The organism is Paenarthrobacter sp. Y-19 (assembly GCF_029223985.1).
Classification (GTDB): domain Bacteria; phylum Actinomycetota; class Actinomycetes; order Actinomycetales; family Micrococcaceae; genus Arthrobacter; species Arthrobacter nicotinovorans.
Map to the genome: position 1 here is coordinate 4,553,504 of NZ_CP119414.1, position 24,406 is coordinate 4,577,909.

The window sequence follows — 24,406 nt, forward strand, 5'->3', positions numbered from 1 at the left end:
AATTCCGCTGCTGCAAATAGTTTGAAGCCAGAGGGGAAACCTCCTTTGATGCGCAAAGCCACAACCCGACAGAGGAGTTCGTCATGACTGAGGAAAACACTGGAGCCGACGCCGTGAATGACGGGGCATCGAACGCGAAGAACGCTACAGGCGACGCACTTGAAAATGCCAAGGAATTTGCTGGTGACGCTGTGGAGAATGTCAAGGAATTCGCTGGTGAAGCCGCAGAGAACGTGAAGGAGTTCTTCTCCGGTGACGTTGGAGAGAATGCCAAGGAATTGGCCGGTGACGTCGCGGAGAAGTCAAAGGAAATTGCCGGGGACGTAGCCGAAAACGTGAAGGACCTCGGCGCTAAGATTGCCGGACTGTTCAAGGACGGCACGCAGCAGTAGTTTCTGCCATCGGAGGACAGGAGACAGCAGTGGCAGGATCAATGGCGCCCGAATCTTCCCTGGACGCGGTCCTGGCGGAGCTTGCCGCCTTGGAGGATCCCCGGGCCCGCGAGGTCAATGAGAAGCACGGCGACGATCACGGGGTGAATCTCAGCAAGCTTCGTGCTGTAGCCAAGAGGCTCAAAATCCAGCAGGATCTGTCCCGCGAACTGTGGTCCACGGGCGACACCGCTGCGCGTCTTCTGTCACTTCTGATCTGCCGTCCCAGGGACTTCGGAAAGAACGAACTCGACGCCATGCTCCGGGAAGCCAAGCGACCCAAAGTACATGACTGGTTCGTCAATTACGTCATCAAGAAAAGCCCGTTTGCTGAGGATTTGAGGGTGGCATGGTTTGCCGACCCTGATCCTGTGGTGTCCAGTGCTGGCTGGGCACTGACCGCCGAACGTGTGGTCAAACGCCCCGAAGGCCTGGACCTCGGAAAACTGCTGGACATTATCGAAGCAGAAATGAAGGACGCCCCGGACCGCCTGCAGTGGGCAATGAATAACTGTCTGGCGCAAATTGGGATTGAACACCCGGAGTACCGTCCGCGTGCCCTGTACATCGGCGAGCGGTTGGAAGTGCTGAAGGACTATCCAACGCCACCCAACTGCACTTCTCCGTTCGCCCCGGCCTGGATCAATGAAATGGTCAGGCGCCAAGCCGGAAACTAATGCCCGGGCAGCTTCGGGTGCCTATGCCGCGGATGTCTTGTCCCTGCGCTTTTGGGCGATGTAGAGGACAAGGGCGGCGACAACCAGGATCGCGGCAGCAATGCCTACGGCCAGGGGAGCGTTGTCATCGTTGGGTTTGACCTGTTCCGGTGTGGTTTCAGTCGCCGGGGCAGGGGTGCTGGACGGCGAAGTCGCTTCGGGCGTCGGCGATGGTGTCGCGGTGCGGGCTTGGGCAGGGTTTTGGACGGTGGTGGTCTCCTTGGCCGGAAACATCGCTTCCGCGGCGGCGTGTGCCTGCGCCGGAGCTGCGGCGACCGCAGGGGAAAGGACGACGGCGGCAATCACCAAGCGGATGCGCAGGAGTCGCGTTGTAAAGAGTTTCATCGAAGTGTTCTGCAATTCTGCTGGTTGGCCAGGGACAGGTAGGCGCCTAAGCCGCTCCCGGGCGTCTGCCCGGGGCAGTCCGGGGCAATGATAACGGGCCGCTTGGCGGGTGGTCAGCTATTTCACGGCATCGGCTACGAGCTGACGGAATTGTGCCTCGGTGTCCAGGGTGAGCATCTCACCGTTGAGGAAGAACGTCGGTGTTCCTTTCACTCCCAGGGTTGTACCGTCCGCGATGTCCTTCTTGATCCGTTCCTTGGTCTTGTCGTCCGCCACAGCAGCGTCGTAGGCACTCAGATCGAGGCCCAGTTCCCCGGCGAATGTGCGGAACAGGGGTGCTTGGGACTCCGTCTTCTCGCCCCACTGCGCCTGGGTTTCGAACATTTTTGCGTACATTTGCTCATATTTGCCCTGCTGGGCGGCTGCTTCTACAGCGAGGGCTGCCGTGGCCGAATTGCGGTGTGCCGGCAATGGGAAGTAGCGGTGGACGAAGGTGACGCGGTCTCCGAATTCCTTCTTCAGTTCCTCGACCACCGACTGCGCGGCGAGGCAGGCTTCGCACTCGAAGTCCAGGAACTCCACCAGTTGTGCCTTTTCGACAGCCGGGGAGGTGACTCGATGGCTGTCGTCACGGACCACTTGGGCTTCAGCAGCAGGCGTAGGTTCTGTCGGAGCGGGTTTGTTCAGCGTAAATACGGTGTACCAGATCACTCCAACGGCGACGAGGACAGCCAGCAGGACCCAGATGAATACCCGGACCTTCTTTGCCTTGTCCATGGGCTGGGGCAGTGTTTTGCTGTGCGTCATCAGTGGTGGATGCTTTCCTGGTCGCGGTGGGATGCTGGTTCGATCTGGAAGGTGGAATGTTCGACGCTGATGTCGAAGTCCTGGGCGAGGCATGCCTGCAGCTGAGCGAGGATGCCGGCCGCGTGGCCGTCGGTCATGCAGCTGTCTTCCACTGCAACGTGCGCCGAGAGCACCGGAGTTCCGGAGGCCACAAGCGAAGCATGAAGGTCGTGAACATCGATGACGTGCGGGAGAGCCAGGATGTGGTCGCGCACCTTGGCCAGGTCCAGTCCTTCGGGAGTGGATTCCATCAGCACGTTCACGGTGTCGCGGAGCAGCTTCAGGGTCCGCGGGATGATCAGGACGCCGATGATCAAGGACACGACGGCGTCGGCCTGAAGCCAGCCGGTGACGGCTATGACGATGGCCGCCGTGATGACCGCTACCGATCCGAGGGCGTCGTTGAGGACCTCAAGAAAGGCGGCCTTCATGTTGAAGTTGTGGTTCCGGCCGGAGGCCAGAATTACCAGGCCTACGGCGTTGCCGGCCAGGCCAATGATGCCGAACCAGAGCATCGTGGACCCGCCGATTTCAGGTGGTTCGAAGAGCCTGCGGACGCCCTCGACGATGACGAAGCCGCCGACGGCGAGCAGCAATGCCGCCTGTCCGGCCGCGGCGATGATCTCGGCGCGCTTATAGCCCCAGGTCCGTTTCAGCGTGGCGGGCTTCATGGCCAGCGACGCGGCGACGAGCGCTATCAACAGCCCGGCGGAATCGGTGAACATGTGCCCGGCATCGGCCAACAGCGCCAGGCTCCCGGTAAGTGCGGAGCCGATGATTTCGGCAATCATCACGGTGAAGGTGATGGCGAAGACCGTGATGAGTTTGCTGCGCCGAACCGATGCTTCGGAAGCGTGATCGTGCCCGCTCATGCGCGGGCCTGCCGGATGGCGGGCAGGACAGCAGCACCGTCCGCCATCACAGCCGTCACGCCCGACGCGATCAGGAACGGCAGTCCCGGGGAAATGGCCGGGCTGCCTCCTGCAAGTGCGGCTTTCAAAGTCACGATGGCTCCTAGGTGCTGATCCCCGGCCCGGCTCCCTCAGCCCTTGGCCGGGAGGTGCCAGGCATTCCGGCACCACTCCAGAATATATGTAGAGTTGTTCAGACGTTAATTCGTGGCCACGCCAAGCACGGCCGGACTCTGTGTCCGTCATCCTTTCGACGGCCGCCTTAGGGCAAGACAAATGCGACGCATTCGCAGGTAGGGGTAGTCTTGATGGATGACTGGAACAGCACGGGCACGGCAGGCGACGCCCCGTCGGGCCGGCAGCGATTGCGCAGTCCGTGTGGTCGACGCCGACCGGGTCGAGGAGGTCAGGGCGCGGATGCCTGCCGAGTCGGACGTGAACGATCTGGCCGTGATCTTCGGGCTGCTTTCGGACCCGGGCCGGGTGCGGATCCTCATTGCCCTCCTCGATGGGGAAATGTGCGTGTGCGATCTTGCTGCCACCACCGGGCTGAGCGAATCAGGAGTCTCCCATGCGCTGCGGCTGCTGCGCGGACCGCGTGTAGTGCAGGTCCGTCGGGCCGGCCGGATGGCGTATTACTCCCTGGCGGATTCGCATGTGCGGATGTTGCTCGACCTCGGGCTCACGCACGTCGGACACGCGGGCCAGGACAGGCTCCAAGCGGTCAGCAACGGCTAGACAGCACCCCGGTACACGGCGCGTTCACCAAGTGGGCGTGCTGAGATGGGCGAGCCTGGAATCGAGGGCCCCGTCTGGCTTCCCTCGCTGCCACCCTCGCTGGGTGAGTACCTCGCGCCGAACCTTCAGCCGGTTCCGCTGATTCCAGCCATGACACTGCTGGCGGCGGTGTTCTACCTCGCCGGTGCCATCAGCCTCTGGCGCAAGGGCCGGCACTGGTCGCCGGTCAGGACGGCGTCGTTCCTGCTCGGCTGCGTGGCCATTATGGTTGTGATGGGCGCCGGGATCGAGGGCTACGGACTGCGGATGTTCTCCGTCTTCATGTTCCAACAGCTGACCCTGATGATGGCCGTGCCTCCGCTGCTGGTCATCGGCTCTCCGGGCACCTTGCTGTTGCGGGCAACCCCTCATGGCCGCTTCGGCCGGCCCGTCTTGAGGATGGCCATGTGGGGGCTGCGTTCACGCTGGGGCAGATTGGCCATCCACCCGGCTTTCATGGTGCCCCTGTTCCTGCTGAGCTTCTACGGCGTCTATTTTTCCGGCCTCGCGGACCTGCTGCTGCCGAATTGGTACGGGCACGTGGGGCTGGAACTGCTGTTCCTCGCTGCGGGCGTCCTGTTCACCGTGCCGCTGATCTCGGCAGACCCGCTGCCCACGCGGCAGACGCACTTCGGTCGTATGCTCGACATCTTTGCCGAGATGCCGCTGCACGCCTTTTTCGGCGTGGTCATCATGATGGCAACGGCTCCGATGGTCAAATTCTTCGCCACCCCACCGGCAAGTTGGAGCCTCGACCCCATGGCGGACCAGGGCATGGCCGGAGGCTTGGCCTGGTCATACGGGGAACTGCCGGGAGTGCTGCTGCTCATGTTCATTCTGGTGCGCTGGCAGCGGGACGAGGCCCGGGGATGGGCTGCGGCCGCCCATAAGTCCGCCGTGGCCGGCGACCCTGAGCTGGACGCCTACAACGAATATCTGCAGCAACTGGCCAACCGTCCGATGCGCCGGAACTGAAGGAGCGCCGGCGAAGAACAGGGCATTCAGCCCCTGTTGCGGTGCATCATCCGGTAGGTGAGCTCTGCGAGGAGTTCCTCGTCGGAAAGATGTGAGGCCCGGGCGACGGGTGCCGCGGGAACGGCAATGCGGGGTGGTCCTTGCCGTGAGTCGTCCCCGGAGCGCATGTCGTCCGGCGTGATCATGTCCGGTGCGAAGTTCGATTTGCCCTTGAGGACTTCGGACACCGATCCTGCACGCCAACCCAGGGCATGCTCGAGTTTGCGTTGGTTGATTTCCTGCGTGCGTCGCGTGCCCGACTCCAGTGTCCGCACTGTCTTGATGGCGGTTCCTGCTTGTTTGGCCAGCTGCACCTGACTGAGACCTTGCGCGAGACGCTCTTCCTTGATGAGCCGTCCAATGGTCTGCAGTGCTTCGAGTTCATCCACGCTTCCCACTGTTCCATAGGCAATAGTGGGCAATCAAATCGACTCAAGGCCGCGACCATCCCAAAACGCATCCATGTCGGCAGAAAGAGTCCCCGCTTCCAGGGTGGTGGGCGTGAATAATCAGGCTACTTTGTATCGTTGTGGTCACGACGCGTGTAAGCGCTTGCATTTTGCTTCCTCCCGTGACTATTGTGAGCCTCACCACATCAACCGCACCGCGGAAAAACCTGGTCCACTCACCGAGGAGTTCCCAGCATGAAATCCAAAAAGTTCCTGCTTCCGGCAGCTGTAGCCGGAGTCCTGGCTCTGTCCCTGACCGCCTGTGGTGGCGGCGGGGGTGGCGGCGGCACCAGTTCCGGAGGTGCCAGCGGCGACGCAGCCAACAACCTTGACGGCCGCGGGCCGATCACCTACGTCCAGGGCAAGGACAACAGCAACGTTGTCCGGCCCCTCATCGAAAAGTGGAACGCCGCCCATCCGGACGAGAAAGTAACGTTCAAGGAGCAGTCGGACCAGGCCGACCAGCAGCACGATGACCTGGTCCAGAACTTCCAGGCCAAGAACGCCAACTACGACGTCATGAGCGTCGACCTCATCTGGGTTGCTGAGTTCGCTGCCAAGGGCTGGCTGCAGCCGCTCAAGGACAAGACCGCAATCTCCACGGACGGGATGCTCGAGTCCACCGTCAAGAGCGCCACCTACAACAACACCCTGTATGCAGCCCCCCAGAGCTCGGATGGCGGCATCCTCTACTACCGTGGTGACCTTGTTCCCAACCCGCCCAAGACCTGGGACGAGATGATGGGAATGTGCGAGATCGCCAAGCAGAACAACATCGGCTGCTACGCAGGCCAGTTCCAGAAGTATGAGGGCCTGACGGTCAACGCTGCTGAAGCCATCAACTCGGCAGGCGGCAAGATCGTTGATGATTCCGGCAAGGCTGCCGTGAACTCCAGCGAAGCCAAGGCCGGCCTCACCAACCTGGTGAACGCCTACAAGGATGGCAACATCCCCACCGAAGCAATCACCTTCCAGGAAGAGCAGGGACGTCAGGCCTTCGAAGCCGGCAAGCTGCTGTTCCACCGCAATTGGCCGTACGTGTACAACCTGGCCAAGACCGACGGTTCCTCCACTGTGAAGGACACGTTCAAGATGGCACCCCTCCCGGGCAAGGACGGCCCCGGCGCCTCCTCGCTTGGTGGCCACAACATCGCCATGAGCGTCTACTCCAAGAACAAGGCAACTGTTGCGGACTTCATCAAGTACATCACCAGCGAGGAAACCCAGCGCTTCTACGCTACCCAGGGTTCGCTGGCCCCGGTCCTGACCAAGCTGTATGACGATCAGGAACTCGTGACCAAGCTGCCGTACCTCCCTGTGCTGAAGACGTCCATCGAGAACGCGGTTCCGCGTCCCGTGACGCCGTTCTACCCCGCCGTCACCAAGGCTGTGCAGGACAATGCCTACGCTGCCCTCAAGGGAGAGAAGACCGTGGATGCGGCAATCTCCGACATGCAAGCGGCTATTGAGTCGGCCGGAGCTAAGTAACCACCCGGGCTACAGTCCGGCTGCCTGTCCCTGAGGGGCGGGCAGCCGGACTGCCGGCCACGGCCTTCTCCCTGACAGGAGTCTTGACATGTCAACAGAACTACAAAAACCAGACGCGACGGCGGCTTCCGGACACACGATGCCCAGTCGCGAAAGCGCCGACCGGAAGCAGCTTACGCAGGGCCGTTGGGCATACACCCTCCTGGCGCCGTCGCTCATCCTGCTGGCGATCGTCATCATCTACCCGGTGCTCAACGCCATCATCATGTCCTTCCAGAAGGACTCCGGCCTCGACCCGGCCACGGGGTTCTTCTCCGAGGGCGGCCCGGCCGGCTTTGAAAACTACACGCACTGGCTGCTGCAGCAATGCACGGCCCCCGGCGGCGGCTCGCTGGCCTGCCCTCCGGGCACACTCGGAGCCCAGTTCTGGGACTCCATGGGCACTACCTTCTTCTTCACGGTGGTTACCGTGGCCTTCGAGACCGTTCTTGGCTTCTGGATGGCAATCATCATGGCCCGCGCCTTCCGCGGACGCAGCCTGATCCGCGCAGCCGTCCTGGTTCCGTGGGCCATCCCAACGGCCGTTACCGCCAAGCTCTGGTTCTTCATCTTCGCCTTCGAAGGCATCGCCAACAAGCTGTTCGGTACCCAGATCCTGTGGACCGGCTCGGAATGGCCGGCCAAGTGGGCAATCATCATTGCCGACGTCTGGAAGACCACGCCGTTCATGGCCCTCCTGATCCTGGCGGGCCTGCAGCTGATTCCGGACGAAGTCTACGAAGCCGCCAAGGTTGACGGCGCGTCCACCTGGCAGCGGTTCCGCCTGATCACCCTGCCGCTGGTGAAGCCGGCGCTGATGGTGGCCATCCTGTTCCGTGTCCTCGACGCACTGCGCATGTACGATCTCCCCGCCATCATGACCCAGGGCGCGAACGGCACCACCACGCTGTCCATCCTTGTTGTCCAACAAATCAGGCAAGGGTTCAATACAGCGGCGGCGCTATCGACCATTACATTCCTGGTGATCTTCCTCGTGGCGTTTATCTTCGTCCGCTTCCTCGGGGCGAATGCCGTGGACGCGGCCACATCTTCCGGAAAGGCCAAGTGAGATGAGCACAGCCACAGCTTCGAAGACCTCCGCCGACTCCGTGGAACGGCCCAAACGGCCCTTCAACTGGGGGTCGCTGCGCACCTACATCAGCGCCGCCATCATCCTCGTCTGGTGCATGGCACCCTTCTACTGGATGCTGGTCACGGCCTTCCGCGACGTCGGATACACGTTCGACACCACGCCGTTCTTCACCCACTTCACGTGGGACAACTTCGCGACGGTGTTCGATGAGAGCCTTGGCAACCACTTCGGCCGCAACCTGTTGAACAGCCTGATCGTTGGCGCCGTGACGACAGTCGTAGCGTTGCTGGTCGGTGTGTTTGCGGCCTACGCCCTGGCCCGGTTGAATTTCCGGTTCAAGTTCGTGGTCCTCGGCTTCATCCTGGGCGCATCGATGTTCCCCGGCGTTGCCTTGGTTACCCCGCTGTTCCAGTTGTTCACCAACATCGGCTGGTTCGGCACCTACCAGGCGCTGATCATTCCGAACATTTCCTTCGTTCTCCCGCTCACGGTCTACACGCTGACCTCCTTCTTCCGCGAGATGCCGTGGGAGCTCGAAGAAGCCGCAAGGATCGATGGCTGCACGCAGGGACAGGCGTTCCGGAAAGTGATCCTTCCGCTGGCAGCCCCGGCAACGTTCACCACGGCGATCCTGGCGTTCATTGCCTCCTGGAACGAATTCCTCATCGCCAGCCAGTTGTCGAATGACGCCACCAAGACCGTCACGGTAGCCATCGCGTACTTTGCCGGTGCGCAGCCGCACCAGGAACCGTACACAGCCGTTATGGCCGCAGGTACCGTGGTGACCATTCCGCTGGTTGTCCTTGTGCTGATCTTCCAGCGCAAGATCGTGGCCGGCCTTACGGCAGGCGCTGTCAAGTGACAAGTTACGGAAATCGACGTCGGGAGTCCCCCGCAGCGAAGCCTGACCCGGGCACCAAACGGGTACGGTCCGCGGAGGACTTCGACATCATCATCGGGTTCCTCGCCTTCTGGGGCCTGGTGCTCCTGGTGGCCACCATCTCGATGGAGGTCACCGGCCAGCCCGCCCTCGGCTGGGCGTTGGGGCTCCTGGCCGTTGTCCTCGCCCTCTGGGGAATGCTCCGCTTGCGGCGCAAGCTACCGCGCCGGACGACACGGCGGATTGGTTGAGGCGGCCCATGGAGAACACCAGTACCTGACCGGCGTCGCAATAACTTGTGCGAAATCGGCGAACAGCAGGCAGGCGGAATAGGCTGGAAGGTGCCGTCCGGGAACGAGCCCTCGGCTTTCGGCATGCACCAAAAAAGGGGGCTTGAGTGGCAAAGACGAACGAGCGGTCCCAACGCGGCGGCCACACCGGCGTCAGCATCGAGGACGTTGCCGCAGCAGCGGGAGTCTCGACGGCGACCGTCTCCCGTGCAGTGCGGGGACTGCCGCGGGTGTCTCCCGCAACCCGCGAGAAGATCCTCGAAGTAGCAAGTTCATTGGGATATGTGGCGTCGTCGTCGGCCTCCGGGCTGGCGACGGGCCGCACCCGGACCATAGGCGTCCTGGCTCCTTTCGTCAGCCGGTGGTTCTTCTCGAAAGCCATCGAAGGCGCCGACCGTGAGCTGCACTCAAGGAAATACAACCTCTCCTTGTTCAACCTAGGCGGCCACGGCAGTAACCGTGAACGCCTCTTCAGTTCCACCATGGTGTACAAGCAGATCGACGCCCTGCTGGTGCTCTGCATGTCCTTGACTGAGGACGAACTGGAGCATCTTCACAAGATCGACATTCCGTTGGTGGTGGTGGGTGGCCACGTTGAGGACTGCCCCTACATCGGCATCAATGACTACGACGCCGCATCCACCGCCGTGAAGCACCTGCTGGATCTGGGACACAAGGACATTGCCCTGCTGCACGGCGATGACGAAACGGATCTGAACTTCGACGTCCCCCGGGTGCGGATCCAGGCGTTCCAGGAAGTCATGTCCGACGCCGGGCTGGAAGTCCGCCCTGAGTGGGACCAGTGGGGTGACTTCACCGTCGCCAGCGGGCAGCAGGCCTTCAACCGGCTGTGGAGCCAGCCCGGCCGGAAACCGACCGCGATCTTCTGTTCCTCCGATGAGATGGCGATGGGCGTGATTTTTGAAGCCGGCCGCCACGGGGTGCGGGTCCCGGAGGACCTCTCCGTGATCGGTATCGATGACCACGATTTCTCGTCCTCGCTGGGCCTGACCACTGTCGGCCAGCGCCCGGACAACCAAGCCGAACTTGCGACCAAGATGCTGTTGGACGAACTCGACGGCAACGTCGGAGCGGTGCACTCCGCCGTGGCTCCCCACCAGTTGATTGTCCGCGAGACTACAGCGCCGCCGAACGGGAAATTCACCAACAGCCCCAACTAAGGACGCAGGAGCCCGCACAAGCGGGAACCTGGAAACCGTGAAGCTACGAAGCGCGCGCCAACTGCCGGATGGGAATCCAGCGGGAAGCCAGGCGCCGGTACGCGGCCGCGGCGCCTGTCATGTCGCCTTCGGCCAGGCACTCGATGCCCAAGCGGACATCCATGGGGGAGTCGTCCGGGTACACCTTGTCTGCAACGGCGCCGTAATCGAGCTCCACCATCGACTGGACGTGGAACAGCTCAAGCCACTCAGTGAGCTGCGTCAGGTCATCCAGCATGTCCAGGTCCGGAGCGGCCAGCGCCAGATGGGCCACGGAAAACCGGGCCCTTTCCAAGGCTTCAGTCAGTGGGGTCCATACCCGCACCGTCAGGATGCGGCCGTCGGACTCGACGACGTCTTTGCGGTCCGATTCGGCAAACAGCGAGAACCAGCTGAACGGGATACCCCAGGTTGAGGCCCGGGTGTGGACGCGTTTGGCGTCTTCGCGGGCGTTGATCCGGTCGATCCGCATCTGGTGTTTGTCCCTTTGCGAAACCGGAATGAGCAGGTCGGCCAGCGGACTGTGGACTCCGTCCATGAGCGCGTTGGCCGCCAAGCCGGCCCGAATCACCAGTTGGCTGGGGCAGTAAAGCAGCCGTCCGGCGTCGTCCTCATCATTGCCGGGAGCGGCGTGCCGTCCCATGGGGACCCGCGTCATGCGGACCAGATCGGTGCGGCCGGTGGGGAACGGATCGCCGCCGGAGCGGGTGATGCGTCCCAGCGAGGCCTGGAGCTCCGCATTTTCGACGGCGGCCCGGGAACCTGCCTTGCTGCCCTCCGCCACAAGCTGGCGCTGCTGCTCGGGAGGGAACGCCTCAAGCGGCTCGTAAATGCGCAGCGACGAAGAGAACGGCAGTCCCGCCTGGCCCCGGTACAGACTACCCGCCATGTCCAGCCACCCCTTTCGTCAATGAGTCATCAGGTGCAGTGCTCAGTCGGTGAGCTCCACGATCACGGGAGCGTGATCCGAGGCGCCCTTCCCCTTGCGTTCCTCGCGGTCGATGGACGCACCCGTGACGCGGGAAGCCAGTGCCGGGGAGGCCAGACAGAAGTCGATCCGCATGCCCTCCTTCTTGGGGAACCGCAGCTGCGTGTAGTCCCAGTACGTGTAGACCCCGGCCCCGGCGTATAGGGACGTGCGACGTCGGTAAATCCGGCGGTTTCGAACGCGTGGAACGCTGCGCGCTCGGGTTCGCTGACGTGCGTGTAGTTGTTGTCGCGGAAAAGCTGGATGTCCCAGACGTCGTCGTCGAACGGGGCGATGTTCCAGTCACCCATGAGGGCGATCTGCGCGTTGGGGTCGGCCTTGACCCATTCGGCGGCCTGGTCCCGCAGGACTTCGAGCCACTTGATCTTGTAGGGCATGTGTTCGTCGTCCAGGGAGCGGCCGTTCGGAACGTAGAGGCTCCAAACGCGGATTCCGCCGCAGGTGGCAGCGATCGCGCGGGCTTCCTGGGCGGGGTCCTTGCCGGCTTTGCCGAAGGCAGGCTGGTCCACGAAGGTGCGCTCAACGTCTTCCAGGCCCACGCGGGAGGCAATGGCCACGCCGTTCCACTGGTTCACGCCGAAGTGCGCTACCTCGTATCCCATGCGTTCAAAGAGTTCCCCAGGGAAGTTCTCGTCCTTGCACTTGGTCTCCTGGATGGCCAGGACATCGCAGTCGCTGCGCTCAAGCCACGCTTCAACACGGTCGGCTCGGGCACGGAGGGAGTTCACATTCCAGGTAGCTATCTTCACAGCCACTAACTTACCGAACTTGGGGCTGAGCGCATCCCCCTACGGCTTTTTACCGCGCCGAAGCTAGTGGCCATACAGCGGCTGGGTGTTGGCCAGCTTGCGGAGACCGATGCCCGAAGCGATCAGGAGCAGGCCGGTCACAATGGCGAAAGCTGCGAGCATTCCCATCAGGCCGAGGAGCCCGATGCCCGGATTGACCAGGACCACTATTCCGAACACCGTGGTGATGAGGCCGGTGAGCAGCCATAGTCCCCAGCTGCGGATGAAGCTGCGGGCGGCAAGGGCCAGGATGATCTGCGAGATCCCCAGTACCAGGGCCCACAAGCCGATGATCACGCCAATGACGGCAGCGGTAATGCCGGGCCAGGCGATGGCCAGTATGCCGGCGGCGATGGAGATGAATCCACCCACAACGCTCCAGCGTGAGCGGCCGGCGGGGTCGTAGAAGTAGTGGGCCACACTGGTGATGCCGTCGATGATGGCGAAGAAGCCGAACACCACCACCACTGCAAACGCCGTGGCGCTGGGCAAGACCAGGACCAGCAGTCCGAAAACGATGGCGAGGGCTCCCCGGACCAACAAAGCTGTCCCTGGAGTTGTGAACATTCTGCGACCCGTTGTGTCCGACATATGGTCAGCGTAACCAACCGTGTGCCTTTACCGCATCCCCTCGCGCCGGATGGCTGTTGCGATGGCTGCTGCACGCGTCTCGACACCGAGTTTGGCGTAGATGTGTGCCAGGTGTGTTTTGACCGTGGCCTCGGAGATGAAGAGGCGTTTTCCGAGGTCCCGGTTGCTGAGTCCCTCGGTCAGCAGGCTGAGCAGCTCGGCTTCCCTCGGAGTAAGGATGTCGTCCGGATTCCGCATTTGCTGGAACAGCCGTGAGGCGACCGGTGCGCTCATCACGCTCTTGCCCTGCACAGCACCACGGACGGCTGCGAAGATTTCCTCCGGCGCGGCATCCTTGAGCAGGTACCCCATGGCTCCGGCGTCCACGGCGCGGACGATGTCGGCGTCGGAGTCGTAGGTGGTGAACACGATCACCGCTTGCTGCGGGTTGCGTTGCCGGAGCTGCTTGATGGCTTCGATGCCGTCCATCCCGGCTCCCATGGCCAGATCCATCAGCACAACCGCCGGCGAGTGCACCCGGGCCGCTTCCAGAGCGTCTTCGCCGGAGGAGGCTTCACCGACGACGGCGAAGTCCGCCTGGGTGCCCAACAGCGCCTTGAGTCCGCTCCGGACCACGGTGTGGTCGTCAACGAGCAGAACGGAAATGGCGGTCACAGGCCCTCCTTGGACGACCGGGCAGGCTGGCTGAGCGGCAGCTGCGCCGCGATGATGGTGCCTTCACCCGGCGAGCTCTCCACTGACAATTCTCCACCCAGCTGCTCAACCCGTTGCCGCATGGCCCGCAGGCCGTACCCTCCGGTTTCCGACGGCGCAGGTACCGCTGCGGGATCAAAGCCGCGTCCGTCGTCGTACACGTCCAAGGTGACCGACTCCGGGAGGTACCCAAGCGTCACGCTGGAGTGGTCCGCGTGCGCGTGGAGCTTGATGTTGGCCGCTGCGCTTTGGGTCACCCGGATCAGGGCATGGCGGACCTCTGCGGGGAGCGGCCGTTCATCGCCGGTGACGTGGACCTGGATGGTATCCACATATTGGCTCGCGGCGTGCTGCAGGGCTTCCGGAAGCGGGCCTGATTCGAGACCCGGCGCGGAAAGTTCGTGCACCAGGCTGCGGGTGTCGGCGAGGTTCCGCCTCAACAGGCCGGACGCCTTGGCAACGTCCCGCTGGGCCGAACCATCCGGCCAGGAGCGCTGCGCCGCCTCCAGCAGAAGCAGGCTGCTTGCCAGGCCTTGGGTCACGGTGTCGTGGATTTCCCGGGAGACGCGCTCGCGTTCGGTGGCGATCCCGGCCTGCCGTTCGGTTGCGGCCAACTGCTCCTGGTCGCGTTCGATCTTGTCGTAGATCAAGGTCAGGAGGGCACCCGCGGCGAGCGGGCCAAGCAGCATGGCAACGTCCGTCCAGCCGCTCATCCGGAAGAGCCCGACGGCGGTGGCCGCTGCGGTCACGCTGCTGGCCGCGTATCCGGCCCAGCCGCGGAAAGCCCTGCGCGCAAGGAAGAAGATGGCGAACGAGCACCACGCAAAGCTCGGAGCCACGATCACCAGGGCGGCCCACGCTGCCACAAGGGCGATCATCCACGGGATCCAGTGGCTGCCCCGGGCCGGGCGTCGATGTGCCAGGAGGGCGGTGATGGCGTAGAGCCCGCACACTGCCGCCGCCAAAGCCACCGTCCACAGGTTGTCCGCGGGGGAGTGCCGCATGACGTACCGGACCCCGGAGGCCACCATCAGCACGGCGAAGCCCACATGCACCACGGCATCGATGCGGCCGTCGAAGCGGCTGCTTGGCCCTGGCTGTGGAGGAGCAGTTGGCATGGATGGTTCCCGGTTCCGTTCCTGGCTGTGGCGGCTTCTTGCTGTGGTGGGCGATCTTTCCATGCTAGGTCCCGGGCGGTTATTGGTCTCTCCACCTTTTGGCTGATACAGCGTGCGGAAAGGATGAGCCCGGGGCCTGCTTCGGGCCGATGTGGCAACGGGGCCGTCCGGGAAGCATGGATGTGTACTCGGAATGTCCATGCAGTCCCGAAGGAGAACCCCCCGTGAAGAAGTCCAACAAGATGATTGCCGCCGCTGCTGCCGGAGCGCTGTTGCTCACCGGCGGAATCACGGCTGTGGCCAACGCCGTGGCACCTGTCGCGGCACCTGAGGCCGCGCCTGCAAAGGTTGCCGCGGATGTGCAGCCCGCCCCCGAGAACGTCGTGGCGCAGAACCGCATCACCGTGGGCGCTTCCAGCAAAGCCGTGAATGCCGCACTGGCCAAGTGCCAGGCGGACAAGCTGCCATTCGTTACCGTCGCTTTGGTGGACCGCTTCGGCACCGTCCAGGCAGTCCTCCGCGGTGACAACGCCGCCGAACACACCATCGAAGCTGCCAAGCAGAAGGCCTACACGGCTGCCGCGTTCGGTGCTCCCACCAGCGAGCTGGCCAAGCGCATCAACGGCAACGGTCCCTCGATCGCCGACCTCCCCGGCACACTGTTCCTGGCCGGTGGAGTTCCGCTGAAGGTCAACGGCGTTTCTGTTGCCGGCATCGGTGTTGGCGGCGCTCCCGACGGTGCCCTCGACGAGGCCTGCGCCACCGCCGGCGCAGAAGCCTTGGCCGCAGCGGCGAAGTAGCCTCGACCCATGACCACCCGCGCCCGAGTTTTTGTACACGTGATGCCCTTATGGGAGCCCCTTAAGGGCGATATCTGGACAAAAACTCGGGTGGTGGGGGCGGGGTTGGTGCTGGTCGGGCTCGTGGCCGGGTGCGCGCCGTCGTCGCCCGGGCCGTCAACTACACAGAGCTCGACGGCGGCCGCCTCACCTTCCGCCGCCTCACCTTCCGACCAAACGCCGACACAGGCAGCCCCCACTTCAGCCGAACCATCGGGCGCGGGTCCCGGCCCGACGTCGTCGGCTGCCGTGCCGCCCACCCTGACACCGGAGGCCCAAATGGAAACCGACCGACTCCTGATCCTCGCCGCGAAGGCCAACGACGTTGCCAGGGTCCGGGAGCTGATAGCGGCCGGCGGAAACGTGAACGCCAAGGACGACATCCAAGACTCCGCGTTCCTCTACGCCGGCGCGGAGGGCTTCAACGAGGTCCTGGAGCTGACCTTGGCAGCAGGGGCGGACGTGCGCAGCACCAACCGCTACGGCGGCACCGCCCTGATCCCCGCGAGCGAACACGGACACACGGAGACAGTGAGGATCCTTATCGCCGCTGGTGTGCCCGTGGACCACGTCAACAACCTGGGCTGGACCGCTATGCAGGAAGCCATCCTGCTCAACAACGGCGGCCCCAAGCAGCAGGACGTGGTCCGGCAACTCCTCGCGGCCGGAGCCAACCCGGACATCCGCGATCCACAAGGCCGAACCGCCCTGCAAAATGCAGAGCGGCTCGGGTTTACGGAGATCGCGGCACTGATCAGGTCCCGCTGACGTAGATGGACTAGACGGCTTCCAGCACGCTCACATAGTTGGCGATGCCCACGCCGCCCATGTTCTGGACGGCTCCGCGACGGGCTTTGGGCAACTGCATGTCGCCGGCGGTTCCGCTGAGCTGCATCGCGGCGATGACATGCTGCGACACACCGGTGGCGCCCACCGGATGGCCCTTCGCTTTCAGGCCGCCGGAGACGTTGATGGGGAGCTTGCCGTCCTTGTAGACCCAACCCTCCGTGACGGCCCGGGATCCTTCACCGCGGGGAGCCAGGCCCATGGCCTCGTACATGATGAGTTCGGCGATGGTGAAGCAGTCGTGAACCTCGGCGAAGTCCAGCCCCTCAATGCCGACCCCGGCCATGGCGAAGGCGCGCTCCCACGACGCCCGGGTGGCGGCGAATTCGGTGGGATCGCGGCGTTCTGCGGGGAAGAAATCGTTCGCGTGGCCGAAACCGGCCAGGCGCACGGGGCGGTTGCACCCACGGTCGCCGACGTTGACAGCACGACGGCGGCAGCTCCGTCCGAGACCGGCGAACAGTCGGTGCGGCGCAACGGTTCGGCCACCATGGGGTTCTTGTCCGAAATGGTCCGGCAGAATTCCTCGCCGAAGTCGCGGTGCATCTGGGCGTAAGGGTTGTCCATGCCGTTGCGGTGGTTCTTGGCGGCGATGGAACCCAGGACATCGCCGAGGCCTTGGACACCGGGACCGGTGATGCCTGCGCCGTAGCGCTTGTCATAATGCTTGGCGACCTCCGCGAAGAGGCCCGTGAATCCGGTGCTGGAGGCTTTACCAGCCATTTCGTAGGAAGCGCCGAGCAGCGCTGCCCCCACGACGTCGGCTCCGGCGTCGGTCATCTTTTCCGCACCGATCACCAGCACGTTCCGGGCAGTCCCGGCCAGCACGGCTTTGACGCCTTGCAGGAAGGCGGCGGACCCGGAAGCGCAGGCGTTCTCCGTCCGGGTCGCGGGGACGTTGGCCAGGTCCGCGGAGAGCTGGAGTGCCAGGGACGACGTGAAGCCCAGCGGCTGCATGCCGGAGTTGAACTGGCCGAGGTAGATCTCGTCGATGTCCTTGGGGTCCAGCCCGGAGTTGCTGATGGCCTCCCCGGCCACCTGGACGATCAGGGATTCCAGAGTCTCATCGGTCAGCTTCCCGAACTTGCTGTGGCCCCATCCCGTGAGCAGGATGTCTTTGCCGAACTGGTCTTTGAGGCTCATGCGTTGGCTCCTTCGAGGGTGTGTTCAACAGAGGCGAGCGCTACCGCGAACCCGGCCCCGGTCTTTTCGCGGAGCTCTTCCACGGTGACGCCCGGGGCGAGTCGGGTCAGCAGCAGGCGGGTGCCGCCGTCGTTCCCTTCCGTAACCGGCACGATGTCGAAAACGGCGAGGTCCGTGATGATCCGGTCCACGCAGCGGAGTCCCGTGAGGGGGAGGGTGCATTCGGTGACGATCTTGGCCGAACCGTCCTTGGCGTTGTGCTCGGTCAGGACCACGACGCGCGGTGTCCCGGCCACCAGGTCCATGGCACCGCCCATGCCCTTCACCATCTTGCCGGGGATGGTCCAGTTGGCGAGGTCGCCGCTGCCGGACACCTGCATGGCGCCAAGGATGGCTACCTTCACGTGCCCGCCACGGATCATGCCGAATGACGTTGCGGAGTCGAAGATGCTCCCGCCGGGGGTGATGGTGACTGTTTGCTTGCCTGCGTTGATAAGGTCGGCGTCTTCCTCGCCCTCATAAGGGAACGGACCCATGCCCAGTAGCCCGTTCTCGCTCTGGAGGACTACCCGCACGCCATCGGGCAGGTTGTTGGCCACCAGCGTGGGAATGCCGATGCCGAGGTTGACGTAGTCGCCGTCGTTCAGTTCTTCTGCCGCAATCGCGGCCATCTGGTCTCGTGTCCAAGCCATGGTTTGCTCCTTCTGCTTCAGACCGTGAGGGGTTCGGCGTGGTGCGCTTCAGCACGCTGGCGGACTGTGCGCTGTTCGATGTCCTTGACCCGGTTGCTTGCCTGGACAAGCCGTTGGACGTAGACGCCCGGGGTGACAATGTGGTTGGGGTCCAGCTCGCCCGGTTCCACGATGACCTCGGCCTCGGCAATGGTTACGGTGCCTGCCGTGGCCACCACCGGGTTGAAGTTCCGTGCGGTGTAGCGGTAAATCAGGTTGCCGTCCGTGTCCGCGGTGTGGGCGTGGACCAGTGCGACGTCGGCAGTGATGGCGCGCTCGCGGACGTACGTGACGCCGTCGAACTCTTCGAGCGGCTTGCCTTCGGCAACCAAGGTGCCCACGCCCGTCCGCGTGTAGAAAGCGGGAATGCCGGCGCCGCCGGCGCGAAGGCGCTCGGCCAGGGTGCCCTGCGGGGTGAACTCGACCTCCAGCTGGCCAGCCAAATACTGCTCAGCGAAGAGCTTGTTCTCGCCCACGTAGGAAGCAATGACCTTCCGGACCTGGCCCGCCTCGATCAGCACGCCCAGTCCCTTGCCGTCCACGCCCATGTTGTTGGAAACAATGGTCAGATCCGTGGCGCCCGACGCGCGAACGGCGTCGATCAGGTCGGCGGGGATGCCGCTGAGGCCAAAACCTCCGACGGCGATGGTCAGGCCGTCTGCCATCAGGTCATGGAGCGCTTGGGCTGCGCTCGCGTGGATCTTGGACATGGTGGACTCCTCGTTGAGTGATGTTGAGTGTTGCTGAGTGGCATCCACTTTGTGGACAATCCGGTCTTTCCTTGGAGCCTAGGTTTATTGGGGGGACGGGTCAATGCTCTCTCCCGTTGGCTACTCACCCTATGGACGCTATGGTGGAAGCTGTCCATATTGTGGATGAAATCTTCAGGAGGTCGTGGTGACGGTACAGGGAGCGCAAGTGGTGGGGCGCGTAGCGCTGCTGCTTCGGCTGGTGGGACGGAAACCCGAGGGCACCTCGTTGGCGGGTTTGGTTCGTGAATCCGGGCTGACTAGACCAACTGTGCACCGGCTACTGACCTCGCTGGCTGCGGAGGGCCTGCTGGAACACGATTCAAGCTCCGGTAAATGGGTGTTGGGGCCGGAAGTCTTTCTGTTGGGGTCGGTGGCGGCGGCCCGTTTTCCCATGGAAGACATTGCCCGCCCGTCATTGCGCCGCTTGGCAGCCGAAACCGGGGAGAGCGCGTTCTTCTCCATCCGCCGGGGCAATGAAACAGTGTGCGTGCTGCGTGAAGAAGGTTCGTTCCCTGTGAGGTCGTTCGTGCTGCACGAGGGCGTCCGCTTTCCTCTGGGCATCGCTTCGGCAGGAACGGCGATCATGGCTTTCCTGCCTCTTGAGGAGCAAGAGTCCCTGCTGGCGGATTGGCCGGCACATGCGGGAGACTTCGCTTCAGGACACCCCGCGGACGTGGTGCGGGACAACCTGGAGCAGACCCGTTTGACCGGCTACTCCGTGAATCCCGGACTGATTCTTGAAGGCAGCTGGGGCATGGGGGCTGCGGTGTTTGACCCGCAGGGCCGGCCGGCGTGGGCTTTGTCCCTGACGGGGATCGAGCCACGGTTCCGCCCTGACCGGCAGGAGTTCCTGGGCAAGCTGCTGCTCGAGGAAGCGCACCGGATGACGGCGCGGTTACACGGCGCCTAATTGGATGGTTTTCAGCGCAGGTCCAGGCGCATGAGCACCCGGGGGAAACCGTTGAGCACGGACGTCGTCTCGGCCACCTTCTTGAAGCCGGCCTTCTCGAAGAGCTTTCGCGTACCCACATAAGCCATGGTCAGGTCCACTTTGCCGCCCTGGTTGTCCACGGGATAGCCCTCAATGAACGGGGCGCCATGGCTCTTGGCGAATTCGATGGCTCCGCGCAGCAACTCGTGGGAGATGCCCTTGCCGCGATGCCCGGGCCGCACACGGATGCACCACACGGACCACACCTTGGCATCGTCCACCTGCGGGATCTTTCGGTTCGTCGCGAAACTGGTGTCCGCGCGCGGGTGCACCGCTGCCCACCCAACTACTTCGTCGCCGTCGTACGCCAACACCCCGGGAGGCGGGTCTTCGGCGACCAGCTTCTCGACGTACTTTCCGCGCTCCTGTCTTTGGAGGCTTTGGTTCAGCCTGGACGGGATCCTGTAACTCAGGCACCAGCACACGTTGGAATCGGGGCGCTTTGGACCGACCATGGTCTTCACGTCATCGAACACCGTCGCCGGTCTCACCTCGATAGCCATGCCGCCCATCCTGTCACCCGGGCCGGTGGTGGGCAACGGACGACGGCGGGTGGACGGGTTTTGGGGCGACGGCGGGAAATATGCCAGGACTGCCGCGACGCTCAGGTAGGCTTGCGGTCGTGATGACCGGATCGGGCTTCTGCCCTGCACGGATCGGCTACCCGGCCGACCTCTGACGCGCCAGCGTGCTCCGCCTTGTGGATCGATGACCCAGCAACCCATCGAAACGAACCCACATAAAAGGAGTCATGAATGCCAGCGCTTTTCAACCACACCATCATCGCGTCCCTTGACCGCGAAATTTCTGCCAGGTTCTACCGGTCCATCCTCGAAGCCGACGAAGCTCCCGGCTGGGGACCATTCTGCAACCTCACTTTGGCTGGAGGAGTGATGCTCCAGTTCGCTGAGCCGCCGGTGGAGATCCAGATGCAGCACTATGCGTTCCTCGTGGACGACGCACACTTCGACCGCGCCTATCAGCGGTTGCTGAGTGCCGGCGTCGAACATTGGGCCGATCCGCAGATGACCCGCCCGGGTGAGACGAACACCGAGCACGGCGGCCGGGGCGTCTACTTCAAAGACCCTTCGGGCCACGCGCTCGAACTCATCACGCGGCCGTACTTGTAAAAACGGGGTTCACTTATGGCCCGGCATGGCCTCACCGCGGGCCATAAGTGAACCCCGTTTCAAAGGGTTCGAAAAACTTTTTCAATCCGCACCCATCCACCCTGCCCCATCCTCCGAATAGTTGGTGAGACACAAACCGGAGGTACAGCAAAAGCGGTACCTGCAGCCCGTGTCCCACCACCCAATGGACCCAACGCCCTGGTTCCAAAAACAAGGAGAATGACATGTTGTCCACAAAGCGCCCCGCCCTCGCCTTCGTTGGCCTCACTGCAGCCACCCTTCTCGGGCTCACTGCCTGTGGTGGATCCAGCACCTCCAGCTCGCCCTCTTCTTCGTCACCCGCCCCGATGAGTTCCTCCGCGGCTCCGTCGTCGACGGCACCGTCGCCGTCGTCGTCCCCCATGAGCAGCGCCGCCATGGATCCCGCCGCCAACCTTGTAGGCCCCGGCTGCGCCGGCTACGCCGCACAGGTTCCGGACGGTGCCGGTTCGGTCTCAGGAATGGCCAAGGACCCGGTAGCAACCGCTGCTTCCAACAACCCGCTGCTCAAGACCCTCACCGCCGCCGTCTCGGGCAAGCTCAACCCCAAGGTTGACCTGGTCTCCACCCTGAACGGCAGCGAATTCACGGTCTTCGCACCGGTTGATGACGCTTTCGCCAAGATCGACCCGGCCACCATCGAAACGCTCAAGACCGATGACGCCCTGCTGAGCAAGATCCTCACCTACCACGTAGTCCCCGGCCAGCTGTCCCCGGACAAGATCGTAGGCACCCACAAGACTGTAGAGGGTGGCGAAGTGACTGTTGCAGGCACCAAGGACGCCCTCACCGTGAATGGCGCCAACGTCATCTGCGGTGGCGTCCAGACCGCCAACGCCACGGTGTACCTGGTTGACTCGGTGCTGATGCCCAAGTAGGCCCAGGCCCCACAGCAGTACAAACAGCCCCACAGCAGTACAAACAGCCAACAGCAGTACAAACAAAAGCAGGCGCCGGAAGAATCCGGCGCCTGCTTTAAGTTGCGGTGCTAGTTGTTCAAGTCGCTGTCGACGTAGGAACCGGGGCGGCTGTGTTCCGAGCCGCAGGGACAACGGTCAACCTCGATGCGCAGCGTCATGGGCTTGGAGGCGTCCAAGGTGAGGGTCACGTCGTTTGCCTGGTGGCTGAGCCGGAGGGTTCCGTCGGTGGTTGAGATGTAAGACATGCGGGCCCTAACTATGTGGGATGAACTGTGCAGGTAAAGAACTGTGCAGGTGAAGTGCTTGGGGCGGAGCCGGTCACTTGTCTTCGGAGTTCAGCTGGGGTTTGCCGACGAGCGGTATGGTCCCTGTGGCCGTTCCTCCGGGGCAATCGGACTCGTTACATTTCCCGGCGCACTCATGCTTGGTGACGAGGTCGAACTGGACGCCGCCGTGTTGCTCGACACCGGTCCGGATGGCTCGTTCAACCACCGAGGTGGCAAGTCGCTTATGCAGCGACAGGGGATCGCGCCGCAGGTCCTTGGTCAGGGCGAAACAGAGCAGCAGCATGACGATCACGAACGGCAGCGCCGCCACGATGGTGACTCTTTGCAATCCGGCCAGGGCTTCGGATGGTTCATCACCACCAGCCAGCAGCATGACCGCTGCAACAGCACCGGTGAGGCTTCCCCAGAAGATGACCACGGCACGGCGGGGGTGCTCAGCACCGTTGGAGCTGAGTGAGCCCATGACGATGGAGGCCGCGTCGGCACCGGTGATGAAGAAGATCGCCACGAGCACCATGGCCAGGACAATGACAGCGGCCGTGGCCCAGCCGGGCATTCCAAGGTTCTTGACGAGGTCGAAGAGTGCGCCGTCGAAGTTGACTGAAGGGACCCCGTTGGTCGTGGTCACCAGGCCGGGCGTACCGGCCTTGTCCGCTTCCTGCTGGACGTGGAATGCGGCTCCGCCGAAGATGCCGAACCAGATCACGCTGACAACGCTGGGGACCAGAAGCACGCCGGTAACGAATTGGCGGATGGTGCGGCCTCGGCTGATGCGCGCGATAAAGAGGCCAACGAAGGGCGTCCAGGAGATCCACCAGGCCCAGTAGAAGATGGTCCAGCTGGTCATCCAGCTGCGCAACGCGTCATCGCCCACGGCTTCTGTCCTGGACGACATCTCCGCGAGGTCGCGGGCGTAGTCGCCGATGGCCGAGGGGATCAGGTTGAGGATGAACAGGGTGGGGCCGGCAACGAAGACGATGAGTGCAAGCACCACGGCCAGGACCATGTTGATGTTGGACAGCCACTGGATTCCGCGGCTGATGCCGGAAACCGCTGATGCTACGAAGCAGAACGTCAGGACGGCCACGATGACCACCAGCACGGGAGTGCCGATCTCACCCACCCAGCCGTTGGACGTCATGCCGCTGCCGATTTGCAGGGCGCCGAGGCCCAGGGAAGCAGCGGTTCCGAAGAGGGTGGCAAAGATGGCAAGGATGTTGATGAACTTTCCGATCGGCCCTTCGACCATCCGGATGCCGAACAGCGAAGTGAACGCTGCGGAGACCAGCTGTTTGCGGCCGAGGCGGTAGGTCCCGTAGGCCATGGCGATGCCAACCACTGCGTACATGGCCCACGGGTGGAGGGTCCAGTGGAAGATCGAGGTGGCCATGGCGGTCTGGATGGCGGCGGGCGTGCGGCCGTCCACGGTTCCTGGCGGGGGCGAGATGTAGTGGTAGAGAGGCTCAGCCACGCCGTAGAACATGAGGCCGATGCCCATGCCCGCGGCGAACATCATGGCCACCCAGGAGACGGTGCGGAATTCGGGCTTCTCGCCGTCCTTGCCCAGCGGGATGTTGCCGAATTTGCCCAGGGCCAGCCACAGGACAAAGACGACGAACAAGGAGGCGAGGACCATGAAGAGCCAGCCTGTGTATTCCATGACCCAGTTCAGGGCCCCTTTGGATGTTTCCGAAAGGCTGTCGCGTCCGACAAAGCCCCAGACCACGAAGGCGACGGCGATGGCGCCCGTGATCCCGAAGGTGACTTTGTCGAGGGTAAGTTTCTGGTTCCGGCGGGCGGAGACGGCCTGCTCGGTCTTGGCGTTGCGCAGTTCCACCAGGATCTGATCGTATTCTTCAGAATCGGGGAGAGTCTCTGCGCCTCCATCCTCGTCGTTGAGGGCTGCCGGGTTTGTTGCATCGGGGGAGCTGCTGATGACTTCTTCAGGGAGCTCCACGTGGGCGGGTCGGGTTGCTGGACTGCCTGCCGGACGATCGTCGGCAGGCAACTCCTCAGGTGTTAACGGTTTTATGTCACTGTTTGTAGCCATG

28 protein-coding genes and 2 pseudogenes are annotated in these 24,406 nt (G+C 63.4%); 14 read left to right on the plus strand and 16 right to left on the minus strand.

The genetic code is table 11. The features are described from left to right. Positions 1-83: 83 nt before the first annotated feature. Both PYR64_RS21535 and PYR64_RS21540 read left to right on the plus strand, forming a co-directional pair. On the plus strand, positions 84-392 hold the full coding sequence (locus PYR64_RS21535) for a hypothetical protein (RefSeq protein ID WP_275777584.1): 309 nt from the start codon (positions 84-86) through the stop codon (positions 390-392). Positions 393-433: 41 nt separating this feature from the next. Continuing rightward, the gene (locus tag PYR64_RS21540) at positions 434-1,108 is read left to right on the plus strand and encodes a DNA alkylation repair protein (RefSeq protein ID WP_275780032.1); all 675 of its coding nucleotides are present in this window, start codon (positions 434-436) and stop codon (positions 1,106-1,108) included. Positions 1,109-1,129: 21 nt separating this feature from the next. Here the strand turns inward: PYR64_RS21540 and PYR64_RS21545 are convergent, their stop codons facing one another. The 4 genes from PYR64_RS21545 to PYR64_RS21560 all read right to left on the minus strand — a co-directional run bounded on the left by PYR64_RS21545 (position 1,130) and on the right by PYR64_RS21560 (position 3,344). Then, positions 1,130-1,492, minus strand: coding sequence for a hypothetical protein (locus PYR64_RS21545; RefSeq protein WP_275777586.1), 363 nt, complete (start codon positions 1,490-1,492; stop codon positions 1,130-1,132). A gap of 117 nt (positions 1,493-1,609) precedes the next feature. Continuing rightward, on the minus strand, positions 1,610-2,299 hold the full coding sequence (locus PYR64_RS21550; protein ID WP_275777588.1) for a thioredoxin domain-containing protein: 690 nt from the start codon (positions 2,297-2,299) through the stop codon (positions 1,610-1,612). Next, complete coding sequence (locus tag PYR64_RS21555; protein ID WP_275777590.1) at positions 2,299-3,210, minus strand: cation diffusion facilitator family transporter; 912 nt, start codon at positions 3,208-3,210, stop codon at positions 2,299-2,301. Before PYR64_RS21555 ends, PYR64_RS21550 begins: the two co-directional genes overlap by 1 nt. Continuing rightward, complete coding sequence (locus tag PYR64_RS21560; protein WP_275777592.1) at positions 3,207-3,344, minus strand: hypothetical protein; 138 nt, start codon at positions 3,342-3,344, stop codon at positions 3,207-3,209. The genes PYR64_RS21555 and PYR64_RS21560 overlap by 4 nt, the downstream gene beginning before the upstream one ends. Before the next feature lie 217 nt (positions 3,345-3,561). Between PYR64_RS21560 and PYR64_RS21565 the strand changes: the two genes are divergently transcribed. Next, positions 3,562-3,987, plus strand: coding sequence for a metalloregulator ArsR/SmtB family transcription factor (locus tag PYR64_RS21565; protein ID WP_035734213.1), 426 nt, complete (start codon positions 3,562-3,564; stop codon positions 3,985-3,987). 45 nt (positions 3,988-4,032) lie between these two features. Next, positions 4,033-5,001, plus strand: coding sequence for a cytochrome c oxidase assembly protein (locus tag PYR64_RS21570; RefSeq protein ID WP_275777594.1), 969 nt, complete (start codon positions 4,033-4,035; stop codon positions 4,999-5,001). A gap of 26 nt (positions 5,002-5,027) precedes the next feature. Here the strand turns inward: PYR64_RS21570 and PYR64_RS21575 are convergent, their stop codons facing one another. Then, entirely contained in the window at positions 5,028-5,429 is a 402-nt protein-coding gene (locus PYR64_RS21575) for a helix-turn-helix transcriptional regulator (protein ID WP_026267420.1), read from the minus strand. 255 nt (positions 5,430-5,684) lie between these two features. On the opposite strand from PYR64_RS21575, the gene PYR64_RS21580 reads away from it, so the two are divergent. From PYR64_RS21580 to PYR64_RS21600, 5 genes are all read left to right on the plus strand, one after another. Further along, the gene (locus PYR64_RS21580; protein ID WP_018779528.1) at positions 5,685-6,977 is read left to right on the plus strand and encodes an ABC transporter substrate-binding protein; all 1,293 of its coding nucleotides are present in this window, start codon (positions 5,685-5,687) and stop codon (positions 6,975-6,977) included. A gap of 139 nt (positions 6,978-7,116) precedes the next feature. Then, positions 7,117-8,085, plus strand: a complete 969-nt coding sequence (locus PYR64_RS21585) for a sugar ABC transporter permease (RefSeq protein ID WP_018779527.1) — start codon at positions 7,117-7,119, stop codon at positions 8,083-8,085. Between the two features lies 1 nt (position 8,086). After that, positions 8,087-8,971, plus strand: a complete 885-nt coding sequence (locus tag PYR64_RS21590) for a carbohydrate ABC transporter permease (protein WP_018779526.1) — start codon at positions 8,087-8,089, stop codon at positions 8,969-8,971. Next, positions 8,968-9,240 carry a hypothetical protein gene (locus PYR64_RS21595; RefSeq protein ID WP_018779525.1) on the plus strand — a complete coding sequence of 91 codons (273 nt, stop codon included), beginning with the start codon at positions 8,968-8,970 and terminating at the stop codon, positions 9,238-9,240. Before PYR64_RS21590 ends, PYR64_RS21595 begins: the two co-directional genes overlap by 4 nt. A gap of 146 nt (positions 9,241-9,386) precedes the next feature. Beyond that, positions 9,387-10,460: a LacI family DNA-binding transcriptional regulator gene (locus PYR64_RS21600; protein WP_018779524.1), complete on the plus strand. Its 1,074-nt coding sequence runs from the start codon at positions 9,387-9,389 to the stop codon at positions 10,458-10,460. Positions 10,461-10,503: 43 nt separating this feature from the next. Here PYR64_RS21600 and PYR64_RS21605 read toward each other — a convergent pair whose 3' ends face one another. The 5 genes and pseudogenes from PYR64_RS21605 to PYR64_RS21625 all read right to left on the minus strand — a co-directional run bounded on the left by PYR64_RS21605 (position 10,504) and on the right by PYR64_RS21625 (position 14,677). Continuing rightward, positions 10,504-11,388 carry a hypothetical protein gene (locus PYR64_RS21605; protein WP_018779523.1) on the minus strand — a complete coding sequence of 295 codons (885 nt, stop codon included), beginning with the start codon at positions 11,386-11,388 and terminating at the stop codon, positions 10,504-10,506. Positions 11,389-11,430: 42 nt separating this feature from the next. Further along, a pseudogene (locus PYR64_RS21610) lies at positions 11,431-12,236 on the minus strand (exodeoxyribonuclease III). A gap of 63 nt (positions 12,237-12,299) precedes the next feature. After that, a complete protein-coding gene (locus PYR64_RS21615) occupies positions 12,300-12,866 on the minus strand; it encodes a DUF308 domain-containing protein (protein WP_026267417.1) in 567 nt (188 codons plus the stop codon). A 27-nt stretch (positions 12,867-12,893) separates the two neighbouring features. Beyond that, the gene (locus PYR64_RS21620) at positions 12,894-13,520 is read right to left on the minus strand and encodes a response regulator transcription factor (protein WP_275777599.1); all 627 of its coding nucleotides are present in this window, start codon (positions 13,518-13,520) and stop codon (positions 12,894-12,896) included. Further along, positions 13,517-14,677: a sensor histidine kinase gene (locus tag PYR64_RS21625; RefSeq protein WP_275777601.1), complete on the minus strand. Its 1,161-nt coding sequence runs from the start codon at positions 14,675-14,677 to the stop codon at positions 13,517-13,519. The genes PYR64_RS21620 and PYR64_RS21625 overlap by 4 nt, the downstream gene beginning before the upstream one ends. Before the next feature lie 224 nt (positions 14,678-14,901). Here PYR64_RS21625 and PYR64_RS21630 point away from each other — a divergent pair, with 224 nt between their 5' ends. Then, positions 14,902-15,477, plus strand: coding sequence for a heme-binding protein (locus tag PYR64_RS21630; RefSeq protein ID WP_179128474.1), 576 nt, complete (start codon positions 14,902-14,904; stop codon positions 15,475-15,477). A gap of 42 nt (positions 15,478-15,519) precedes the next feature. Then, the gene (locus PYR64_RS21635; protein ID WP_275780034.1) at positions 15,520-16,284 is read left to right on the plus strand and encodes an ankyrin repeat domain-containing protein; all 765 of its coding nucleotides are present in this window, start codon (positions 15,520-15,522) and stop codon (positions 16,282-16,284) included. A 10-nt stretch (positions 16,285-16,294) separates the two neighbouring features. On the opposite strand, the pseudogene PYR64_RS21775 reads toward PYR64_RS21635, so the two are convergent. The 3 genes and pseudogenes from PYR64_RS21775 to PYR64_RS21655 form a co-directional block, all read right to left on the minus strand. Beyond that, positions 16,295-17,505: pseudogene (locus PYR64_RS21775) on the minus strand (acetyl-CoA acetyltransferase). Continuing rightward, positions 17,502-18,197: a CoA transferase subunit B gene (locus PYR64_RS21650; protein ID WP_275777605.1), complete on the minus strand. Its 696-nt coding sequence runs from the start codon at positions 18,195-18,197 to the stop codon at positions 17,502-17,504. The pseudogene PYR64_RS21775 and the gene PYR64_RS21650 overlap by 4 nt, the downstream one beginning before the upstream one ends. A gap of 17 nt (positions 18,198-18,214) precedes the next feature. Next, positions 18,215-18,946 carry a CoA transferase subunit A gene (locus PYR64_RS21655; RefSeq protein ID WP_055973938.1) on the minus strand — a complete coding sequence of 244 codons (732 nt, stop codon included), beginning with the start codon at positions 18,944-18,946 and terminating at the stop codon, positions 18,215-18,217. Between the two features lie 187 nt (positions 18,947-19,133). Between PYR64_RS21655 and PYR64_RS21660 the strand changes: the two genes are divergently transcribed. After that, on the plus strand, positions 19,134-19,898 hold the full coding sequence (locus PYR64_RS21660) for an IclR family transcriptional regulator (protein ID WP_275777607.1): 765 nt from the start codon (positions 19,134-19,136) through the stop codon (positions 19,896-19,898). A gap of 11 nt (positions 19,899-19,909) precedes the next feature. Here PYR64_RS21660 and PYR64_RS21665 read toward each other — a convergent pair whose 3' ends face one another. Continuing rightward, entirely contained in the window at positions 19,910-20,482 is a 573-nt protein-coding gene (locus PYR64_RS21665; RefSeq protein WP_018779512.1) for a GNAT family N-acetyltransferase, read from the minus strand. Positions 20,483-20,734: 252 nt separating this feature from the next. Here PYR64_RS21665 and PYR64_RS21670 point away from each other — a divergent pair, with 252 nt between their 5' ends. After that, positions 20,735-21,109, plus strand: coding sequence for a VOC family protein (locus PYR64_RS21670; RefSeq protein WP_275777609.1), 375 nt, complete (start codon positions 20,735-20,737; stop codon positions 21,107-21,109). Positions 21,110-21,333: 224 nt separating this feature from the next. Continuing rightward, positions 21,334-22,026, plus strand: a complete 693-nt coding sequence (locus tag PYR64_RS21675) for a fasciclin domain-containing protein (RefSeq protein WP_275777611.1) — start codon at positions 21,334-21,336, stop codon at positions 22,024-22,026. A 110-nt stretch (positions 22,027-22,136) separates the two neighbouring features. Here PYR64_RS21675 and PYR64_RS21680 read toward each other — a convergent pair whose 3' ends face one another. Further along, a complete protein-coding gene (locus PYR64_RS21680; RefSeq protein WP_018779508.1) occupies positions 22,137-22,313 on the minus strand; it encodes a hypothetical protein in 177 nt (58 codons plus the stop codon). Positions 22,314-22,386: 73 nt separating this feature from the next. Next, positions 22,387-24,405, minus strand: a complete 2,019-nt coding sequence (locus PYR64_RS21685) for a BCCT family transporter (RefSeq protein ID WP_235338864.1) — start codon at positions 24,403-24,405, stop codon at positions 22,387-22,389. Between the last annotated feature and the right edge of the window lies 1 nt (position 24,406).

Bases quoted from the DNA above. Each gene is read 5' to 3' on its own strand.
- PYR64_RS21635 (WP_275780034.1), top strand. From the start codon at position 15,520: ATGCCCTTATGGGAGCCCCTTAAGGGCGATATCTGGACAAAAACTCGG.
- PYR64_RS21615 (WP_026267417.1), bottom strand. From the start codon at position 12,866: ATGTCGGACACAACGGGTCGCAGAATGTTCACAACTCCAGGGACAGCT.
- PYR64_RS21545 (WP_275777586.1), bottom strand. From the start codon at position 1,492: ATGAAACTCTTTACAACGCGACTCCTGCGCATCCGCTTGGTGATTGCC.
- PYR64_RS21565 (WP_035734213.1), top strand. From the start codon at position 3,562: ATGACTGGAACAGCACGGGCACGGCAGGCGACGCCCCGTCGGGCCGGC.
- PYR64_RS21580 (WP_018779528.1), top strand. From the start codon at position 5,685: ATGAAATCCAAAAAGTTCCTGCTTCCGGCAGCTGTAGCCGGAGTCCTG.
- PYR64_RS21670 (WP_275777609.1), top strand. From the start codon at position 20,735: ATGCCAGCGCTTTTCAACCACACCATCATCGCGTCCCTTGACCGCGAA.
- PYR64_RS21625 (WP_275777601.1), bottom strand. From the start codon at position 14,677: ATGCCAACTGCTCCTCCACAGCCAGGGCCAAGCAGCCGCTTCGACGGC.
- PYR64_RS21550 (WP_275777588.1), bottom strand. From the start codon at position 2,299: ATGACGCACAGCAAAACACTGCCCCAGCCCATGGACAAGGCAAAGAAG.
- PYR64_RS21605 (WP_018779523.1), bottom strand. From the start codon at position 11,388: ATGGCGGGTAGTCTGTACCGGGGCCAGGCGGGACTGCCGTTCTCTTCG.
- PYR64_RS21650 (WP_275777605.1), bottom strand. From the start codon at position 18,197: ATGGCTTGGACACGAGACCAGATGGCCGCGATTGCGGCAGAAGAACTG.
- PYR64_RS21535 (WP_275777584.1), top strand. From the start codon at position 84: ATGACTGAGGAAAACACTGGAGCCGACGCCGTGAATGACGGGGCATCG.
- PYR64_RS21555 (WP_275777590.1), bottom strand. From the start codon at position 3,210: ATGAGCGGGCACGATCACGCTTCCGAAGCATCGGTTCGGCGCAGCAAA.
- PYR64_RS21675 (WP_275777611.1), top strand. From the start codon at position 21,334: ATGTTGTCCACAAAGCGCCCCGCCCTCGCCTTCGTTGGCCTCACTGCA.
- PYR64_RS21665 (WP_018779512.1), bottom strand. From the start codon at position 20,482: ATGGCTATCGAGGTGAGACCGGCGACGGTGTTCGATGACGTGAAGACC.
- PYR64_RS21570 (WP_275777594.1), top strand. From the start codon at position 4,033: ATGGGCGAGCCTGGAATCGAGGGCCCCGTCTGGCTTCCCTCGCTGCCA.
- PYR64_RS21590 (WP_018779526.1), top strand. From the start codon at position 8,087: ATGAGCACAGCCACAGCTTCGAAGACCTCCGCCGACTCCGTGGAACGG.
- PYR64_RS21680 (WP_018779508.1), bottom strand. From the start codon at position 22,313: ATGTCTTACATCTCAACCACCGACGGAACCCTCCGGCTCAGCCACCAG.
- PYR64_RS21655 (WP_055973938.1), bottom strand. From the start codon at position 18,946: ATGTCCAAGATCCACGCGAGCGCAGCCCAAGCGCTCCATGACCTGATG.
- PYR64_RS21585 (WP_018779527.1), top strand. From the start codon at position 7,117: ATGCCCAGTCGCGAAAGCGCCGACCGGAAGCAGCTTACGCAGGGCCGT.
- PYR64_RS21540 (WP_275780032.1), top strand. From the start codon at position 434: ATGGCGCCCGAATCTTCCCTGGACGCGGTCCTGGCGGAGCTTGCCGCC.
- PYR64_RS21685 (WP_235338864.1), bottom strand. From the start codon at position 24,405: ATGGCTACAAACAGTGACATAAAACCGTTAACACCTGAGGAGTTGCCT.